This is a genomic window from Dokdonella fugitiva (assembly GCF_014138265.1).
GTDB lineage: Bacteria > Pseudomonadota > Gammaproteobacteria > Xanthomonadales > Rhodanobacteraceae > Dokdonella_A > Dokdonella_A fugitiva_A.
In genome coordinates, this window is the sequence record NZ_JACGXL010000003.1 from 29387 (window position 1) to 47054 (window position 17668).

Consider the following 17668-nt stretch of genomic DNA (forward strand, 5'->3'; position numbering starts at 1 on the left):
CGATCCCCGACGATGCGCACCCTCACGATCTTCGCCCTCGCCGCTCTCCTGCCCTGCCTCGCGCAGGGCGCGGAACAGGAAGCACTGTCGCCCTACCAGTGGGCGCAGGCGCAGAAGGCCGCGTTCGAGAAATCCGAGAAGGTGTACACCGAGGCGCTCAAGCGCACCGGCCTGCTCGCCCAGTACCGCGCGATGCGCGACGCCTACCGCAGCGACAACAACCGCGCGTTCCGCATCGTGTTCGGCCAGTACCTCAGCTGGTACCAGAGCTTCGTCGGCGACTACGTCGGCGCGCACGATTCGTACTCGATCCGCCAGCTGCCCGGCTCCGACGACGCGCCCTCGCCGCTCAAGGGCGGCTACACGCCGCAACCCGCGATCGAGGCGATCGCCGCGCTCGCGAAGGGACGCAAGGCGGTGTTCTTCAACGAGGCGCACAACGTGCCTCTCACGCGCACCCTCACGGTGGAGCTGCTGCAGAAGCTGCGCGAGGACGGCTACGACACCTTCGCCGCGGAGACGATCTACGCGAGCGATCCGGACCTGCAGAAGCGCGGCTACCCGACCGACAAGAGCGGCTTCTACACGATGGAACCGATCTGCGCTGAGATGGTGCGCACCGCGATCAAGCTCGGCTTCAGGATCGTCGCCTACGAAAGCGAGAAGGAAGGCAATGGCGACGTGCGCGAATACGACCAGGCGAAGAACCTGTACGAGCGCGTGTTCAAGGCGGACCCGAACGCGCGCCTCGTCGTCAACGCCGGTTACGCGCACATCCAGGAGAACGGCAAGTACCTCGGCGGCAAGAGCATGGCGCAGCACTTCCGCAAGCTCAGCGGCATCGATCCGCTCACGGTCGAGCAGACGATGCTGATCGAGCATCCGCCCGGCACCGAGAACCATCCGTACTACCACGCGGTCGTCGACAGCCTGCACCCGAAGACGCCGATCGTGTTCGAGGACGCCAAGGGCACGCCGTGGACGCTCAAGCCGAAGGCGTACGACGTCAGCGTGTTCTTCCCGGTCGACGAGATCCGCGACGAACGCCCGACCTGGGCCGACCTCGACGGCCTGCGCTTCCCGTATTTCGTCAACGGCAGCGTCTGCCAGAACCAGTTCCCGTGCCTGGTCGAAGCGCGTTACGCCGACGAGGGCGAAGGCGCGATCCCGGCCGACCGCCTCGTGCTCGATCCGGTCAAGAGCGCCGAACGCCTGCAGGACCGCCTGTCGATGGGACAGGCGGTCGTGCACGGGATCCTCTACCTGCGCCCGGGCCGCTACCGCGTGACGGCGAGCGACGACAGCAATCGGCAGATCTCGAAGAGCGACCTCACGATCGGCGCCGACGGCAAGGTCGCCCGGCGCAACAACGAAGCGCGTCCGAGCTGCTACACCGGCATGACCCAACCGCACGGCGAAGACGCCGCAGCACCCTGCGAGCAGGGCGCCTGACGCGATGGAAGGAACCATCCGCACCGACAGCGCGCCCGCTCCGGTCGGCGCGTACCCGCACGCGCGCCGCGTCGGCGACCTGCTGTTCCTCTCCGGCGTCGGCCCGCGCACGCCGGGCAGCAACGCGATCCCCGGCAACGTGCACGACGCCGGCGGCAAACTCCTCGCGTACGACATCGAGGCGCAGTGCCGGCAGGTGTTCGCGAACGTGCGCGCGGTGCTCGAGGCGAGTGGCGCGCGCTGGGAGGATCTCGTCGACGTGACCGTGTTCCTCACCGACATGGCGCGCGACTTCGCCGCGTACAACCGCGTCTACGCCGAGCACTTCCCCGACCCTGCCACTGCGCCGTGCCGCACGACACTCGGCATCACTGCGCTGCCGACACCGATCGCGATCGAGCTCAAGTGCATCGCGCAGTCGAAAGCCACGCGCGGCGCCTGAGGGCGCCGGAGCCGCGAAAGCCGCGATGCTGCTGCAGGTCGAAACGAAGAGGCATCGCGGCTTCCGCCGCTCCCACAGGGGAGATTGCGGCATCGCGCCGGCACGCCGGCGGCGATAGACTTGCAGCTTGAGCCTAGGAACGCCGCCGATGCTGCCCGCTCCGTTCAACCTGCAAGCCTGGATCGACGAACACCGCCACCTGCTCAAGCCGCCGGTCGGCAACAAGTGCATGGTTGCCGGCGATTTCATCGTGATGATCGTCGGCGGGCCGAACCTGCGTACCGACTACCACTGGGAGGAAGGCCCGGAGTTCTTCCACCAGCTCGAAGGCGAGATGGTGCTGAGGATCCAGGAAGACGGCCGCGTGCGCGACATCCCGATCCGCGCCGGCGAGGTGTTCCACCTTCCGCCGCACGTCCCGCATTCGCCGCAGCGCATGCCCGGTTCGATCGGCCTCGTGATCGAGCGCAAGCGCCTCGCGCACGAGCAGGACGGCCTCATGTGGTTCTGCGAGCGCTGCAACCACAAGCTGTACGAGGAGTTCTTCCATCTGCTCGACATCGAGAACGACTTCCCGCGCGTGTTCGAACACTTCTACCGTTCGGTCGAGGCGCGCACCTGCGACGCCTGCGGGCACCTGAATCCCGCGCCGGAGAAGTACGCGTTCGAAGGATGATGCGCCGGCCCGCACGACGACGGCGGGCTACGCCGACGCCCTGTGCAGCGCGCCGCGCCTGCCGCATCATGCGCGCATGCTACGCAGCCTGATCGAGATCAAGCCGCGCGACGTGCCGGTACGCGTCGCACTGCGCAACGCGGCAGCGGTCGTGCTGCCGCTCGCGGCCGGCATCGCGAGCGGCCACGTCGAGGCCGGCCTCGGCATCGCCGCCGGCGCGCTCAACACGATGTTCACCGACCAGCCCGGGCCGTACCGGTTGCGCATGCAGCGCATGCTGCTGACCGCGTTCGCCGCGGGCCTGTCGGCGTTCCTCGGCAGCCTGATCGGCCCGCACACGTTCCTGCTCGTGCTCGCGAGCCTCGTCTGGGGCGTCGGTGGCGGCCTGCTAGTCGCCCTCGGACCCGATGCCGCTCGCGCGGGACTCACGAGCATGATCCTGCTCGTCATCACCGCGGCGCAGCCGCGTTCGCTCGCCGGTGCGCTCGCCGCAGGCGGGCTGATCGTCGCCGGCGGCATGCTGCAGACGCTGTTCGCGATCGCCGCGTGGCCGCTGCAGCGCTACCGGCCGGAACGCCACGCGCTTGCCGAGATCTGTCGCCAGCTCGCTGCGAGCGCGCGCCGCCTGCCCGACCGCGCGCAGGCGCCACCGGTCACGCAGGCGCTGATCGACGTCGAACACATGCTGCACGGCGAGCATCGCGCGCGCGGCCAGATCATGGAGACGTTCCGCGTGCTGGCCGAACTGGTCGAACGCATCCGCCTCGAACTGCTCGCGCTGGTCGACCTGCGCGTCGACCTCGCCGACCATGACGCGAGCGCGACCCTCGGCCGCACGCTCGAATACGCCGCGCGCACGCTCGAAGCGCTCGCCGCCGCGCTCGACCGCGGCACCAGCCCGCTCGCCGGCGCCGCGGCGATGGAAGGCCTCGAGGCGACGCTCGACGCACTCGCGCAGTTGCGCGACCGCGCGGCGCACCCCCCGCGCGAACTCGTGATCGCGCTCGCGCGCGCGCAAGGCCTCGCCGGCCAGCTGCGCGCGATGCTGCGCAACGCGAACTTCGCCGGCAGCCGCGGCGAACTGCGCGCGCAGATCGCCGAGGCGCAGCTGCCGCGCGCGCTGCGCCCGCGCAGCTGGCTCGCGACGTTGCGCGCGAACGTCGCGTTGTCGTCGGTCGCGTTCCGCCACGCGCTGCGCTGCGGCACGTGCCTCGCGCTCGCGGTCGCGGCCGAACGCATCGGCGGCCTCGAACACGGCTACTGGATCCCGATGACGATCGCGATCGTGCTCAAGCCGGACTTCGCCGGCACCTTCCAGTTCGGCCTGCTGCGCGTCGCCGGCACGTTGCTCGGCCTCGTGCTGACGACGGCGCTCGTGCACTACGCGTTCGTCGGGCCGTGGCAGGAACTCGTCCTGCTCGGTGCGCTCTGCGTCGGCTTCCGCATGCTCGTCACCGTGCACTACGGGCTCGGCGTGATGATGCTGACCGGCGTCGTCGTGATCCTGCTCGCGTTCGGCGGCATCGCGCCGGGGGAGACGATGGTCGCGCGCGGCATCGCGACCGCGATCGGCAGTGCGGTCGCCCTGCTCGCCTACGCGGCGTGGCCGACCTGGGAGCGGCGCCGCGTACGACCCGCGCTGGCGACGATGCTCGACGCCTACCGCGGCTACTTCGCGACCTTGCTGCAGGACGACGTCGCCGCGCACGTCGCCACCCGCACGCTCGCGCGCAGCGCGCGCACCAACGCGGAGGCGTCGATCGCGCGCCTGCGCGGCGAACCGCGGCCCGACCGCCGCCTGCTCGCGTTCGCCGACGGCCTGTTCGCCAACGCGAACCGCTTCGTGCGCGCGTGCATGTCGTTCGAGGCGGTGCTGCAGGACGCACGCGAGCTGCCCGAACGCGACGCACTCGCCGCATTCGCGGGCCGCATTGCCGCGAGCCTGCAGGCGCTCGCCGGCGCGCTGCGCGACGATGCCGTCGTCGCACCCGCGGACCTGCGCACGGAAGAGCGCGCGTTCGCCGCGCGACTCGACGCGGCGGTGGGCGAACGCGATGCCGGCGTCGCCGCCGAAGTCGTCGAAGCGTTCGATCGCATGACCGACAGCATCGATACGCTCGCGCATCTCATCCTGCAGGCGGATCGAAACCTGCGCCGCACGGCATAGCGACGAAACGATTCGCGCGGGCGCGCGCAAAACGCGATTGCGCGCGCTCGTTCGCGTGCTACCGTTGCCGGCGGCGCTCGCGCGCCCAGGGGAAAAACCATTCTTTCGTAGACCGACTCGGACGCCGGTTCATCGCCGCAGCGATCGCACGCGACCGCTGTACGGCGAGTCGATCGACGTCCGATCCCACAGCTGGGGAGATCATTCCGATGATACCGATACACCGCCGCGGCACGACGCAGGCGCGCACGACCGGCTTCGTGCGCGCGTTGCTGGCGCTGTGCCTGACGACGCTCGCCACCTTCGCCTTCGCGATCCAGCCGGTGACGCCGGAACAGCGCGCCGGGCACCCGAAGCTGCAGCGTGCGTTCATCGCACCTGAACTGGACGTGCAGCCCGAGCTCGAGGCCGCCGAATCGCTCGTCGCCGGCGCCGGCACGCGCGCCGCGGCCGCGTCCTTCGCGCAGCGCTACGGCGGCACGTGGGAAGCACGCTGGGACCGTCGCAACGATCGCCCGAACCTGATCCAGGGCAGCGGCGTTCCGCTCGTGCCGGGTCGCGGCAACTCGCTCACGCTGGCGCAGCTCGGCCTCGCCGCCAACGACCACGTCGATCTTGCCGTGGTCGAGACGCGACTGCAGGACTTCATCGCCGCGAACGCCGACCTGCTCGGGACCAAGGGCCTCGACTTCGCGCTCGACCCGAACAGCAGCATCGCCTACGGCAAGAATGATTCGCACTGGTTCGTCGAATTCGTGCAGCTCAAGGACGGCGTGCGCGTCGAAGGCGCCGGCCTGTTCTTCCGTGTCGCGGCAGGCAACATCGTGCAGTTCGGCGCCAATGCGGTCGCGCCGGTCGCGATCGACGTGCAGCCGGTGTCGACGCGCGAGAACGCGTTCGACCTCGCCCTGCGCGAACTCGATTTCCCGGCGGGCACGCGCGTCGCCGAGATCGTCGAAGCGGGCGAACTGCTCGTCGTGCCGGTCGCGCCGGCGGGTGAAGCGGCCAAGGCGAACTATGCCGGCGAGACCGGCCAGGGTTACCGCCACCGGCTCGCATGGCGCTTCGTGTTCCGCCTCGATGGCGACGTGACGACCTACCAGGTGCTGTTCGACGCGCACACCAACCGCGTCATCGAAGTGCGCGACCTCAACGACTGGGTCAACGCGACCGTCACCGGCGGCATCTACCCGACCACGAACTCCGACACCGAAGTCGTGCGCCCGATGCCGTTCGCGAACGTCAGCAACGGCGGCGTCAAGGTGACCGACGTGCTCGGCATCTACGACTACAGCGGCGGCACGGCGACGATCACGCTGAACGGCAAGTTCTTCAACATGTCGGACAACTGCGGCGCGATCTCGCTGTCCAACTCGACCGACGGCAACCTGAATTTCGGCACCAGCGCCGGCACCGACTGCGTCACGCCGGGCGTCGGCGGCGCGGGCAACACGCACGCGTCGCGCACGGGCTTCTACCACCTGACCAACATCAACCGGAAGGCGATCACGTTCTTCCCGTCCAACTCGTGGCTGCAGGGCACGGTGACGGCGAACATGAACATCAACGACCTGTGCAACGCCGGCTGGAACGGCAGCACGCTGAACTTCTTCAAGTCCGGCGGCGGCTGCTCCAACACGGGCGAGATCGCCGCGGTGTTCCTGCACGAATGGGGCCACGGCATGGACACCAACAGCGGCGGCGCGGCCAGCGAGAACGGCAGCGGCGAAGCGGTCGGCGACACGTTCGCGTTCCTCGAGACGAAGGACGCCTGCATCGGCAAGAACTTCACCCCGGGCCAGGCGTGCGCGAACTGCGCGGCGAGCTGCACCGGCGTGCGCGACGTCAATGCGTTCAGCACGCACGGCGCGGCCACGGTCGCGCGACCGAACCTCGTCGCCGACAACGCCGGCATCAACTGCGACCGCTACACCTGCCCGTACCTGTCGCAGGGCGTCTTCCCGTACCAGGGCCCGATGGGCTACGAGGGCCACTGCGAGAGCTACATCGCCAGCTCGGCCAACTGGGATCTCGCGCAGTCGCTGCTCACGCACTTCGGCACGAACCAGGGCTGGAGCGAAATGGACCGCATCTGGTACGGCAGCCTCACGCCGAGCAAGAGCGCCTATCGCGTCGTCAGCGGCGGCACCTGCAATCCCGCGGCGACCGTCGACGGCTGCGGCGCGAACAACTGGTACACGGTGTTCCTCGCCTCCGACGACGACGACGGCAACCTCGCCAACGGCACGCCGAACGGCTGCCGCATCTGGGACGCGTTCAACGCCCACGGCATCGCCTGCGGCACGCGCCCGGTGTGCAGCGCCGATGCGCCCGACTTCACGCTCGCGATCGCCGAGGCGAGCCAGAGCATCTGCGCGCCCGGCAACACGACCTACACGATCAACGTCGGCAGCCAGCTCGGCTTCACCAACGCGGTCACGCTGAGCGCGACCGGCCTTCCGGCCGGTGTCAGCGCGGCGTTCTCGGTCAATCCGGTCGTGCCGGGTGGCAGCTCGGTGATGACGATCACCGCGAACGGCTCGGCCGTCGCCGGCACGTCGACGATCACGGTCAACGGCACCGCTGCATCCAGCGCCGGCCACTCGGCGACGAGCCAGCTCGTGCTCACCACGGGCGCACCCGCGGCGCCGGTCCTGAGCGGTCCCGCCAATGGCGCGACCGGCGTCAGCACCGCACCGACGCTGAGCTGGGCCGCGAGCGCGAACGCCACCTCGTACACGCTCGAGATCGCCACCGACGCCGGCTTCACGAACATCGTGCAGACGACGCCGGGCATCACGGCGACGAGCTACGCCGTCAGCGGCCTGCTGCCGACGACGACGTACTACTGGCGCGTGAAGGCGCTCAACGCGTGCGGCTCGACGACCTCGACGGTGTTCAGCTTCACCACCGCGAACATGATCTGTCGCGCGCCGAATGTGGCGATCCCCGACAACAACACGACCGGCGTGACCGACAACCTCGTCGTCAGCGACAGCTCGACTCTCACCAACCTCAAGCTGTCGATCAAGGCCACCCACACCTACGTCGGTGATCTCGCCTTCACGCTCACCAAGGGCAGCAGCGTGATCGTCATCAACCATCCGACCAACGGCAGCGGCGGTTGCAGCGGCGACAACATCGACGTCACGCTCGACGACGCGTCCTCGACGCTCGTGCAGGGCCAGTGCAACGCGACGCCGCCGGCGCTGTCGGGCAACGTCAAGCCGAACGCACCGCTCGGCACCGCGTTCAACGGCCAGTCGCTCGCCGGCACCTGGAGCCTCAAGGTCGTCGACAACGCGGGCCAGGATACCGGCACGTTGACCGAGTGGTGCCTGATTCCGACCACCAGCGGCGGCCCGACGACGTACACCGTCGGCGGCACCGTCGGCGGCCTGACCGGCAGCGGCCTCGTGCTCTCGCTCAACGCGGGCGCGCAGACCCTGCCCGTCGCGGCGAACGGCGCGTTCACGTTCCCGACCGGCCTCGCCAACGGCGCGGCGTACGCGGTCACGATCGGCACGCAGCCGAGCGGCCAGACCTGCTCGGTCGCCAACGGCAGCGGCACGATCAGCGGCGCGAACGTCACCAACGTCGCGGTCACCTGCGCGGCGACGCCGACCTACACGATCGGCGGCACCGTCAGCGGCCTGTCCGGCGCGGGCCTCGTGCTCTCGCTCAATGCAGGTTCGCAGACCCTGCCGGTGTCCACCAACGGTGCGTTCACGTTCCCGACCGCGGTCGCCGACGGCACGGCCTACACGGTCACCGTCGGCACGCAGCCGGCCGGCCAGACCTGCACGGTCGCCAACGGCAGCGGCACGGTCGCGGGTGCGAACGTGACGAACGTGGCGGTGACGTGCGCGAACAACACGTACTCGGTCGGCGGCACGGTGAGCGGCCTGGTCGGCAACAGCGTCACGCTGTCGTTGAACGGCACCGAGAGCCTGCCGGTCGCGAGCAACGGTTCGTTCACCTTCTCGACGATGCTCGCCGGCGGAGCCGCCTACGCGGTCACCGTGCAGACGCAGCCGAGCGCGCCGTCCCTGGTGTGTTCGGTCGCGAACGGCTCCGGCACGATCGCCGCAGCCAACGTCGGCAACGTCGCCGTGACCTGCTCCGACGCGATCTTCGCGAACGGGTTCGACGCGCCGTGAACGCCCACCGCTTCCGCCCCGCGCGGAAGCGGTGACGCCTCGAAGCCGCGGCCGGTCACGGCCGCGGCTTTTTTTGTCGCTCCGATCCGGTTCACGGACGCGCATGCGGTTAAACTCCCGCCCGCATGCTCAAGATCGATACCCACGCGCACATCCTGCCGCCCGACTGGCCGAACCTCGCCGAGAAGTACGGCGACGACCGCTTCCCGGTCATGGTCCGCACCGAAGGCCGCCACCGCATCTACAAGGACGGCAAGTTCTTCCGCGAAGTCTGGGCGAACGCATTCGACCCCGAAGTGCGCATCGCCGACTACGCCAAGTTCGGCGTCGACGTGCAGGTCGTGTCGACCGTGCCGGTGCTGTTCTCCTACTGGGCCAAGCCGAACCAGGCGCTCGAACTGCACCGCCATCTCAACGACCACACGGCCGAGCTGTGCCGCCGCTATCCGCGCCACTACGCGGGCATCGGCACGGTCCCGCTGCAATCGCCGACACTCGCGATCCAGGAGATGGAGCGCTGCATCGAGCAGCTGGGCCTCTCCGGCGTGCAGATCGGCTCGCACTGCGAGAACTGGAATCTCGATGCGCCGGAGCTGTTCCCGTTCTTCGAGGCTGCCGCCGAGATCGGCGCGGCGATCCTCGTGCACCCGTGGGACATGATGGGTGCGGCGTCGATGCCGAAGTACTGGCTGCCGTGGCTGGTCGGCATGCCCGCGGAACAGTCGCGCGCGGTGTGCTGCCTCATCTTCGGCGGCGTGCTCGAACGCCTGCCGCGGCTGAAGGTCTGCTTCGCGCACGGCGGCGGCTCGTTCCCTTACACGATCGGCCGCATCGAGCACGGCTTCCGCATGCGGCCCGACCTCGTCGCGACCGACAACGCGCGCGGCCCGCGCGAATACCTCGGCCGCATCTACTTCGATTCGTGCGTGCACGATCGCGCCGCGCTGCGCTACCTGCTCGACGTCGCCGGCGTCGACAACGTCATGCTCGGCACCGACTATCCTTTCCCGCTCGGCGAGCAGGAACCGGGCAGCGGCATCGCCGCGCTCGGCCTGCCCCCCGCCGAACAGGCCCGGCTGTTCCACGGCACCGCCCTGGAATGGCTCGGCCTTCCCCTTTCGCGTTTTGCCGACGATACGGAGTGACCCGTGAAGCCGACCACCCTGCTCATCCTGCTTGCCTCGCTGGCCACCTCCACCGCGCACGCGCAGGCGAAGACCGACTACTCGCTCAACGGCGACCAGATCCGCTTCCACGTTCCGGCGAGCTGGACCGCGATCATGGAGAAGGCCGACGGCAATCCGCAGGCGGTCGCGTTCCAGGTACCCGACGCGACCGCGCAAGGCAGCGAGGATTCGGCCAACGTGACCGTGAAGACGCGCCAGCTCAAGGACGCCGGCGAGTTCGCCGCGACCGTGCAGGACGAATTCGAGCGCTCCAAGGCGCAGGGCGGCTACGAAACCGATCCCGCGAACAAGGACAGTTCCGTGCACCAGTACTTCGTCGTGCGCGGCAAGACCAAATACCTCGTGCGCGACAGCTTCCAGCTCAGCGGCACGATCGCGGTCGAAGTGCGTTGCCAGCGGCCGCTGCTCGCGGCGACGCCGGCTGCGTGGAATGGCGAGTTCGACGCCGCGTGCGCTGCGGTCGTCGCTTCGCTGAAGCACTGACGATGGCGGACCACGCGACGAGCCTGCTCGAGGCGCAGGCGCTGGAGCTCGACGCGCGCGATCCGCTCGCGGCGTTCCGCGACGAGTTCCTCGTCCCGCGCAACGACGACGGTTCGGAGCAGACCTACCTGTGCGGCAATTCGCTCGGCCTGCAGCCGCGCGCGACGCGCGCGGCGCTGCTCGATGAGCTCGACGACTGGCACCGCCTCGCGGTCGAGGCGCATTTCCGCGGCCGCCATCCATGGATGCCGTACCACGGCTTCGTGCGCGACGATCTCGCCGCGTTGGTCGGCGCGCAGCCGCACGAAGTCGTCGCGATGAATTCGCTGACCGTCAACCTGCACCTGATGATGGTCAGCTTCTACCGGCCGGACGCGACGCGCAACGCGATCCTCATCGAGCGCAACGCGTTCCCGTCCGACCACCATGCGGTCGAGTCGCAGATCCGCTTCCACGGCCACGACCCCGCCAGCGCGCTGATCGAACTCGACGCCGACGAACCCGCCGGCACGCTGTCCGATGCGGCGATCCTGCAGGCGATCGAGCAGCACGGTTCACGCATCGCACTGGTCATGCTGTCGGGCGTGCAGTACCTCACCGGGCAGGCGTTCGACCTCGCCGCGATCGTGCGCGCGGCGCACGCGAAGGGTTGCATGGTCGGCTTCGACCTCGCCCACGCGGCGGGCAACCTCGAGCTGCGCTTGCACGACGCGGGCTGCGACTTCGCGGTCTGGTGCAGCTACAAGTACCTCAACTCGGGCCCGGGCGCGGTCGCCGGCTGCTTCGTGCACGAGCGCCATGCGCGCGCTTCGCTGCCGCGCTTCGCCGGCTGGTGGGGCCACGACCAGGCGACGCGCTTCCGCATGGCACCCGAGTTCGACGCCACGCCGGGCGCCGACGGCTGGCAGTTGTCCAATCCACCGATCCTCGCGCTCGCGCCGCTGCGCGTGTCGCTGTCGATCTTCCGCCGTGCGGGCATGGCGGCGCTGCGTGCGAAGTCGGAAGCGCTCACCGCGTACTTCGACACGCTCGTGCGCGAGCAGGTCGGCGACGTGCTCGCGATCACCACGCCGCGCGAGACGGCGCGGCGCGGCTGCCAGCTGTCGTTGCGCGTGAAGGGCCCGCGCGAGGCGGGACGCTCGTTGTTCGACCACCTGCACGGGCTCGGCATCGTCGTCGACTGGCGCGAGCCGGACGTGATCCGCGCCGCACCGACGCCGCTGTACAACCGTCGTATCGACTGCTTGCGCTTCGTGCTCGCGGTACGTGAATGGGCGGCAACACGACACGGTTGACGCGCGACGGACTCGGCGCACATTCAGCTCGCGATCGCTAGCGTGGAGGCCGGTTCGATGCGCCCGCCGGGCGCAACCTGGAGGTCAAACCATGCACGTCCACAAGCAACTGCTGCTGGCCGCCGCGCTCGCCCTCGGCGGCACCTGCGCGATGGTCGCGACGCCGGCGCAGGCGCGCGTCCACGTCGACATCTATGCGAACGTGGCCCCGCCGCCGCTGCGTGACGAGGTCGTGCCGGCGCCCCGCCACGGCTACGTCTGGGTGCCGGGTTATTGGGGCTGGAGCCACCATCGCCATCACTGGAATCGCGGTCACTGGGCGCGCGAACGCCGCGGCTACCACTACGTGCCGTCGCGCTGGGATCGCGACGGTGATCGCTGGCGCTACTACGGCGGCCGCTGGGAACGTTGAGCCACCTTCCGCGTGACTGAACGTCGGACGGGCGGTTCGCGCGAGCGGGCCGCCCGTTTCGCTTCACGGCGATGACGACGCGAGCGGCGCGTCACCGTCGTCGGGTGCCTCGATCGCGTAGCCGCGGCGGCGCAGCTCGGCGAGGTAGCCGTCGGCGTCGACGACGAGATGCATCGGCAACACCGCGAAGCTGGTCGCGTCATGCGCGAGAGCGCTCGTCGCCGCCTCGAGCCACGCATCGCGCAATCTCGCCTCGATGTCGTCGAGGCCGCGTTCGCGCATGATCGAGAGCTTCGTGATCGCGGCGCGGCAAGGCCCCATCTCGTCGACGTGCGGCAGCGCGCGCAACGCGGCGAGGTCGCCGGTCGACCATGCGTTCGCGCGCTCGGCCATGTGCGCGAGGTCGGTGTCGACGCGCTCGAGCGTACGGCGGAAACATTCCTGGTCGTCGAGTTCGGCCTTCTTGAAATCCTTGAGCGCGGCCTTCGGCGAATCGATGCCGATCTCGAGCAGCACCGGCGTGAGCGGCACGCCGGCCTTCTTCGCCGCCTTGCGCACGGCATCGGTGACGATCGGCTTCTCGGCGAGGCCCGCGCCGCCGATCGCCGACTCGTACAGTTCGCGCGCGGCGAAGATCGGTCGCCATTGCTCGACCTTGCCGCTGCGACCGATGTAGCGCTGCTTGAGCACGCGCCAGCGCTCGTAGAGTTCCGCGGGCAGCACGTCCGCGAGTTTCGCGCCGCCCGGGTTGTCGCGGATGCCGATCAACGACGGCAGTAGCACGAGCTGCCCGAAGAAGCCGACGTTCGCTTCCATCTTCACCTGCGGCGCGAGCAGCACCTGCTGCGATTCGCCGATGCGACGCTCGACCTCTGCGGTGCGCCATTCGAGGCGCCGGGGCAACGGCGACAGCGTGCCGAGCACCCACATCACGTGCTCGTCCTTCGACACCCTCCACAGGCCGGGGCCGGGCTGCTCGCCGGTGACGACGATCGTTTCGAGCGACGAACCGTTCGTCGACGACGGTTCCACGGCGGCTGCATGGGCCATTCCCGCGAGCAGCATGCCGGCGAAGACGCGGAGCGCAAGACGACGCATCGAGTCGAATCCATCCGAGGGGACGCGGAGTGTTCCCGAAACGGCGGCGCGACGCGTCAAGTTTCGGTTAGGACGCGCCGCAGCCGTCGGCTGGGCCGGACGACTGCAGGTCGGCCGGCCCCGTTACCCAATCGTGACGCATCCACCGGCCGCGCTGCGCGCGTCCGGCCTGCGCGTCACAGCGTGCGCGCGAGTTCCGCCGCGACCTGCTTCGCCGCGTCGAGCGTCGCGGCCACGTCCGCGCGCGTGTGCGCGGTCGAGACGAACAGGTTCTCGTACGCACCCGGGTGGAACAGCACGCCCCTGCCGAGCATCCCCTGCCACCAGCGACGGAAGATCTCCTGGTCGGCGTGGCGTTCGGCATCGCGGTAGTTGTGGATGTCTTCCTTCGCGAACCACACCTGCATGAGCGGGCCGAGGCCGACCACGTAAGCCGGCAGGCCGGCGTCGCCCAATACCTTGCCGAGCCCCGCGCGCAGTTCGTCGGAGACGGCGTCGAGCTGCGCATACAGGCCCGGCGTGTTCAGTTCGTCGAGCGCCGCATTCGCCGCCGCGATCGCGATGCCGTTGGCGCTGTAGGTGCCGGCCATCGACACCGTGCCGTCGGCGACCAGCGCCATGATGTCGGCGCGGCCGCCCATTGCCGCGACCGGGAAGCCGCCGCCGATGCCTTTCGCGAACACCGACAGGTCGGGACGGATGCCGAGGCGCCCCTGCGCACCGGCGAGGCCGAGGCGGAAGCCGGTGATGACCTCGTCGAAGATCAGCACGATGCCGCGCTCGAGCGTGAGCTCGCGCATCGCCTCGAGGTAACCGGGCTTGGGCAGGATGCAGCCGGTGTTGCACATCACCGGCTCGGTCAGCACGGCAGCGATGCTGTCGCCCTCGCGCGCGATCGCGTCGGCGAGTGCCTGCGGATCGTTCCACGGCAGGATGATGAGGTTCTCTTCCACGCCCTTGGGCATGCCGGGGCCTTGCGGCACCGGGATCGGGCGCGCGTCCGGACCCGCCTTCTCGATCGACGGGTGCTTGCTCCAGTACACGCCGTCGGAGAAGCCGTGGTACATGCCCTCGAAGCGGATGATCTTGTTGCGCCGGGTGAACGCGCGCGCGAGGCGCGTCGCGTACAGCACCGCTTCGGTGCCGGTGTTGCACAGGCGCACGCGCTCGACGCTCGGCACCGCATCGACGATCTTCTGCGCGAGGCGCGCCTCGTCGGCGGTCGGCAGCGCGAACACGGTGCCGCGCTGCTGGATGAAATCGACCACCGCCTGCGTCACGCGCGGCGGGCGATGGCCGAAGATCATCGGCCCGAGGCCGAGCAGGTAGTCGATGTACTCGTTGCCGTCGACGTCGCGCAGGCGCGAACCCTGCCCGCCTTCGACGAACAGCGGATACGGGTTCCAGCCCGACCAGGTCGCGCGCGCGGTGCTGTTGACGCCGCCCGGGATGAGCCGGCAGGCGGCATCGAACAGCTCGGCGCTGCGCGCGGTGTCGAGACCGCCGACGAGGCGCGCGACGGAAGGATGGTTCGAGGTATCCATGTTCAAGGAGATGGCTCCGGGCGATTCGGCCGCGCGTGCGCGGCGGCGTTGGTCGGGATGTCTGGACAACATCGCGGCTGAAGCCGCTCCTGCGACATGCGGATCCCGCAGGAACGGCTTCAGCCGCGACCGGTGTTGTCCGCGCGCTGGCGTCAGGCGACCTGCTGCGACGATGCGGGCGCCGCGTCGCGGCCGTGCGTGGCCAGTTCGCCCGCGAGCAGGGTCGGCAGCAGTTCGAGCGCGTCGGCGAAACCGGTGATCGGCACGTACGGGATGCCGGCCGAGCGGCAGTGCTCGATCAGGCGATGCTTGGCGAACACGAGGTCGGCTTCGCCGGCGACGCAGAAATCCGAGGTGCCGTCGCCGATGAGCAGCACGCGCTTGCGCTCGGCGTGCGCGTCGCCCGCGCTCGCGCACTTGCAGTTGCCGCTGCGGCAGTTCGGCCGGCCGTGCGGGAAATCGAGGCGCCAGCCGCTCTCGCCGACCGCCTCGAGGCTGTTGGCGATGATCGGCAGGTCGTCGAGGCCGTGCTGGCCGAGCACGCGGCGGATCGCGTAGTCGAGCCCGTCGCTGAGCACGGTCAATGGCACGCCGGCTTCGCGCGTCGCCGCGACGAAGGCGGGAAACGCGCGATCGATCATCATGTTGTCGAGGTGCGCGTCGAGTTCGGCGTCGCTGGCGTCGAGCAGGCCGACCTGCTGCGCCATGCAATCGCGCGAACCGATCTCGCCGCGCTTCCACGCCTGCTCCAGCGCCTGCCAGCCGGGCCGGCCGAAACGTTCGAGCAGGGAGTCGGTGATGTCCTCGACCGAAATCGTGCCGTCGAAATCGCAGAGGATGGTCCAGTGGGACACGGAACGCTTTCCAGCGGCCCGAAGGGGCCGATCCGGTCCGCAGCCTAGCGGCGGGCGCCTTTCGGGCGGGTTTCGCGCTCGATCGGGCCGGCGCAGCCAGGCCTCATCCCGGCTTGACGAAGCGCACGAGCACGCGCTGGCCGATGCGGAACGCATCGCCGTCGAGACGCAGCACGCATTCGACGTCGTGCGCGCCGGCACGTTCGACCGGGTCGTCGGTGAGGCGGCTCGGACCGAACACGTCGCCGACGCGCAGCACTTCGGCGGCGACCGCCGTGCCCTGGTCCGAATCGCGCACGACCTCGGCGCGCATGCCGGGCTTGATCAGGTCGACGTAGGCTTCGTTGAGTTCGGCGCGCACGATGCGCGGGCGATCGGGCAGCAACTGGAACAATTCGGTCGCCGCCTGCGCCGACACCGCGTCTCCCGCGTGCACGGCGCGGCGCACGATACGCCCCGCCGACGGCGCAGTGATCGTTCGGGCGTCGAGTTCGGCGCGTGCCTCCTCCAGGTGCGCGTGCGCGGCCTTCGCGGCCGCTTCCGCGACGGCGACTTCGGCCTTCAGCACGGCGAGCGCGGTGCCCGCGTCGTCGGCGGACTGGCCGCTCGCCGCACCTGCGCTCGCGGCCGCAGCGGCACGGTCGGCCGCCTGTGCCGCGGGTGCGAGCTTCGCCTTGAGCACGCCGAGCTGCGCACTCGCCTGGGCGACACCGGCGTCGGCGATGCCGACCGCGATGCGCGCCTGGCGCTGGTCGAGCCGTGCGAGCACGTCACCCTGCCTGACGACGTCGCCGTCCTCGACGCGTACGTCCTCGATGCGTCCGTCACGCGGCGCGACGACGCGAATGAGCCCGCCTTCGACGTCGACCTGGCCGCGCGCCATCGCAATCCAGGCGCCGTTCGCGGGTGCCGCCGACGCCTTGCGGTCGAACGCGTCATCCGAGCACGCGGCGAGCAGCAGCACCGGCGCCAACAGCAGCGGCATCCAGCCTGCACGCATCCTCATGATCATTCCACCTCACCTCCGGCCGGCGCGGATGCGCCTGCCGAGCAAATACAAGCGTTCACGAAGCGAGCACCGCACGCTCGCGCCGCCGGCGGCACGAGCGCGCCCCTTGCGACGAGCGCATCCGCGACACCCGCGCAGGGCAGATCGTACAACGCCGACGCGAACCGGCCGACCGCGGCGGCGTTCATGCCGGCATCGGCGCACCGGTGCGCCGATCGGCGAGGATGCGACCGTCCTCCATCGCGAGCACGCGGTCGGCGTGGCCGACCAGTCGCGGGTCGTGGCTCACGCAGAGCACGGTCGCCCCATGCGTGCGCGCGATGCGATGCAGGGTGTCGATGACGATCTGGCCATTGGCCGCGTCGAGCGCACTGGTCGGTTCGTCGGCGAACAGCAGCTGCGGCTCCTTCGCGAGCGCGCGCGCGATCGCCACGCGCTGCTTCTCGCCGCCCGACAGCTCCGCCGGCTTGAGCTGCAGGCGGCTGCCGAGGCCGACTTCGGCGAGCGCATCGGCCGCGCGCCGGCGCGCGATCGCGTCGTCGAGGCCGAGATAGCCGAGCGGCAGCATCACCTGCTCGAGCGCGCTCAATGCCGGAAACAAGTTGAAGCCCTGGAACACGAAACCGGTGTGGTGCAGGCGGAAGCGTTCGAGTTCCGCCGGCCTGAGGCGCGCGAGGTCCTGGCCGAGCGCGAACGCGCGCCCGCCGTCCGGGCGCAACAGCCCGCTGAGGATCGCCAGCAAGGTGCTCTTGCCGCAACCGGACGGACCCGACACGAGCGTGAGTTCGCCCGCGGCGATCTCGATCGAGAGGTCGCGCAGCACGTCGGTGCGCACGGCGCCCGTGGTGAACGATTTCGACAGAGCGTCGGCGACGAGGGCGGCGTTCAT

Annotated in this window: 15 protein-coding genes; 9 read left to right on the plus strand and 6 right to left on the minus strand. The window is 69.9% G+C overall.

What is annotated here, in order from left to right:
• Positions 1–12 precede the first annotated feature (12 nt).
• The 9 genes from FHW12_RS10530 to FHW12_RS10570 all read left to right on the plus strand — a co-directional run bounded on the left by FHW12_RS10530 (position 13) and on the right by FHW12_RS10570 (position 12274).
• Complete coding sequence (locus FHW12_RS10530) at positions 13–1452, plus strand: hypothetical protein (RefSeq protein WP_182530994.1); 1440 nt, start codon at positions 13–15, stop codon at positions 1450–1452.
• Between the two features lie 4 nt (positions 1453–1456).
• Positions 1457–1894 (plus strand): RidA family protein, encoded by a 438-nt coding sequence (locus FHW12_RS10535; protein WP_182530995.1) that lies wholly within the window; start codon positions 1457–1459, stop codon positions 1892–1894.
• Between the two features lie 148 nt (positions 1895–2042).
• Positions 2043–2570 (plus strand): 3-hydroxyanthranilate 3,4-dioxygenase, encoded by a 528-nt coding sequence (locus FHW12_RS10540; protein WP_182530996.1) that lies wholly within the window; start codon positions 2043–2045, stop codon positions 2568–2570.
• Between the two features lie 76 nt (positions 2571–2646).
• On the plus strand, positions 2647–4737 hold the full coding sequence (locus FHW12_RS10545; RefSeq protein ID WP_182530997.1) for an FUSC family protein: 2091 nt from the start codon (positions 2647–2649) through the stop codon (positions 4735–4737).
• Positions 4738–4946: 209 nt separating this feature from the next.
• Positions 4947–8897: a proprotein convertase P-domain-containing protein gene (locus FHW12_RS10550; RefSeq protein ID WP_182530998.1), complete on the plus strand. Its 3951-nt coding sequence runs from the start codon at positions 4947–4949 to the stop codon at positions 8895–8897.
• Between the two features lie 125 nt (positions 8898–9022).
• The gene (locus FHW12_RS10555) at positions 9023–10042 is read left to right on the plus strand and encodes an amidohydrolase family protein (protein WP_182530999.1); all 1020 of its coding nucleotides are present in this window, start codon (positions 9023–9025) and stop codon (positions 10040–10042) included.
• Between the two features lie 3 nt (positions 10043–10045).
• The gene (locus FHW12_RS10560; protein ID WP_182531000.1) at positions 10046–10567 is read left to right on the plus strand and encodes a hypothetical protein; all 522 of its coding nucleotides are present in this window, start codon (positions 10046–10048) and stop codon (positions 10565–10567) included.
• A 2-nt stretch (positions 10568–10569) separates the two neighbouring features.
• Positions 10570–11862, plus strand: coding sequence for a kynureninase (kynU, locus tag FHW12_RS10565; protein ID WP_182531001.1), 1293 nt, complete (start codon positions 10570–10572; stop codon positions 11860–11862).
• 91 nt (positions 11863–11953) lie between these two features.
• Positions 11954–12274: a YXWGXW repeat-containing protein gene (locus FHW12_RS10570; protein WP_182531002.1), complete on the plus strand. Its 321-nt coding sequence runs from the start codon at positions 11954–11956 to the stop codon at positions 12272–12274.
• A gap of 63 nt (positions 12275–12337) precedes the next feature.
• Here the strand turns inward: FHW12_RS10570 and FHW12_RS10575 are convergent, their stop codons facing one another.
• From FHW12_RS10575 to FHW12_RS10600, 6 genes are all read right to left on the minus strand, one after another.
• Entirely contained in the window at positions 12338–13372 is a 1035-nt protein-coding gene (locus tag FHW12_RS10575) for a TraB/GumN family protein (RefSeq protein ID WP_259392999.1), read from the minus strand.
• Positions 13373–13548: 176 nt separating this feature from the next.
• Positions 13549–14916, minus strand: coding sequence for an aspartate aminotransferase family protein (locus tag FHW12_RS10580; RefSeq protein ID WP_182531369.1), 1368 nt, complete (start codon positions 14914–14916; stop codon positions 13549–13551).
• Positions 14917–15068: 152 nt separating this feature from the next.
• Complete coding sequence (locus FHW12_RS10585; protein WP_310735211.1) at positions 15069–15770, minus strand: MtnX-like HAD-IB family phosphatase; 702 nt, start codon at positions 15768–15770, stop codon at positions 15069–15071.
• Between the two features lie 103 nt (positions 15771–15873).
• A complete protein-coding gene (locus tag FHW12_RS10590) occupies positions 15874–16776 on the minus strand; it encodes an HlyD family secretion protein (protein WP_182531004.1) in 903 nt (300 codons plus the stop codon).
• Between the two features lie 2 nt (positions 16777–16778).
• Entirely contained in the window at positions 16779–16967 is a 189-nt protein-coding gene (locus FHW12_RS10595) for a hypothetical protein (RefSeq protein ID WP_182531005.1), read from the minus strand.
• Positions 16964–17668 (minus strand): ABC transporter ATP-binding protein, encoded by a 705-nt coding sequence (locus tag FHW12_RS10600; protein ID WP_220484418.1) that lies wholly within the window; start codon positions 17666–17668, stop codon positions 16964–16966. The genes FHW12_RS10595 and FHW12_RS10600 overlap by 4 nt, the downstream gene beginning before the upstream one ends.

What these genes read in the sequence shown, in the direction of transcription:
- FHW12_RS10540 (WP_182530996.1), top strand. Translation starts at nt 2,043, where the DNA reads ATGCTGCCCGCTCCGTTCAACCTGCAAGCCTGGATCGACGAACACCGC.
- FHW12_RS10600 (WP_220484418.1), bottom strand. Translation starts at nt 17,668, where the DNA reads ATGAACGCCGCCCTCGTCGCCGACGCTCTGTCGAAATCGTTCACCACG.
- FHW12_RS10545 (WP_182530997.1), top strand. Translation starts at nt 2,647, where the DNA reads ATGCTACGCAGCCTGATCGAGATCAAGCCGCGCGACGTGCCGGTACGC.
- FHW12_RS10575 (WP_259392999.1), bottom strand. Translation starts at nt 13,372, where the DNA reads ATGCGTCGTCTTGCGCTCCGCGTCTTCGCCGGCATGCTGCTCGCGGGA.
- FHW12_RS10530 (WP_182530994.1), top strand. Translation starts at nt 13, where the DNA reads ATGCGCACCCTCACGATCTTCGCCCTCGCCGCTCTCCTGCCCTGCCTC.
- FHW12_RS10535 (WP_182530995.1), top strand. Translation starts at nt 1,457, where the DNA reads ATGGAAGGAACCATCCGCACCGACAGCGCGCCCGCTCCGGTCGGCGCG.
- kynU (WP_182531001.1), top strand. Translation starts at nt 10,570, where the DNA reads ATGGCGGACCACGCGACGAGCCTGCTCGAGGCGCAGGCGCTGGAGCTC.
- FHW12_RS10550 (WP_182530998.1), top strand. Translation starts at nt 4,947, where the DNA reads ATGATACCGATACACCGCCGCGGCACGACGCAGGCGCGCACGACCGGC.
- FHW12_RS10595 (WP_182531005.1), bottom strand. Translation starts at nt 16,967, where the DNA reads ATGAACGCCGCCGCGGTCGGCCGGTTCGCGTCGGCGTTGTACGATCTG.
- FHW12_RS10555 (WP_182530999.1), top strand. Translation starts at nt 9,023, where the DNA reads ATGCTCAAGATCGATACCCACGCGCACATCCTGCCGCCCGACTGGCCG.
- FHW12_RS10570 (WP_182531002.1), top strand. Translation starts at nt 11,954, where the DNA reads ATGCACGTCCACAAGCAACTGCTGCTGGCCGCCGCGCTCGCCCTCGGC.
- FHW12_RS10590 (WP_182531004.1), bottom strand. Translation starts at nt 16,776, where the DNA reads ATGAGGATGCGTGCAGGCTGGATGCCGCTGCTGTTGGCGCCGGTGCTG.
- FHW12_RS10580 (WP_182531369.1), bottom strand. Translation starts at nt 14,916, where the DNA reads ATGGATACCTCGAACCATCCTTCCGTCGCGCGCCTCGTCGGCGGTCTC.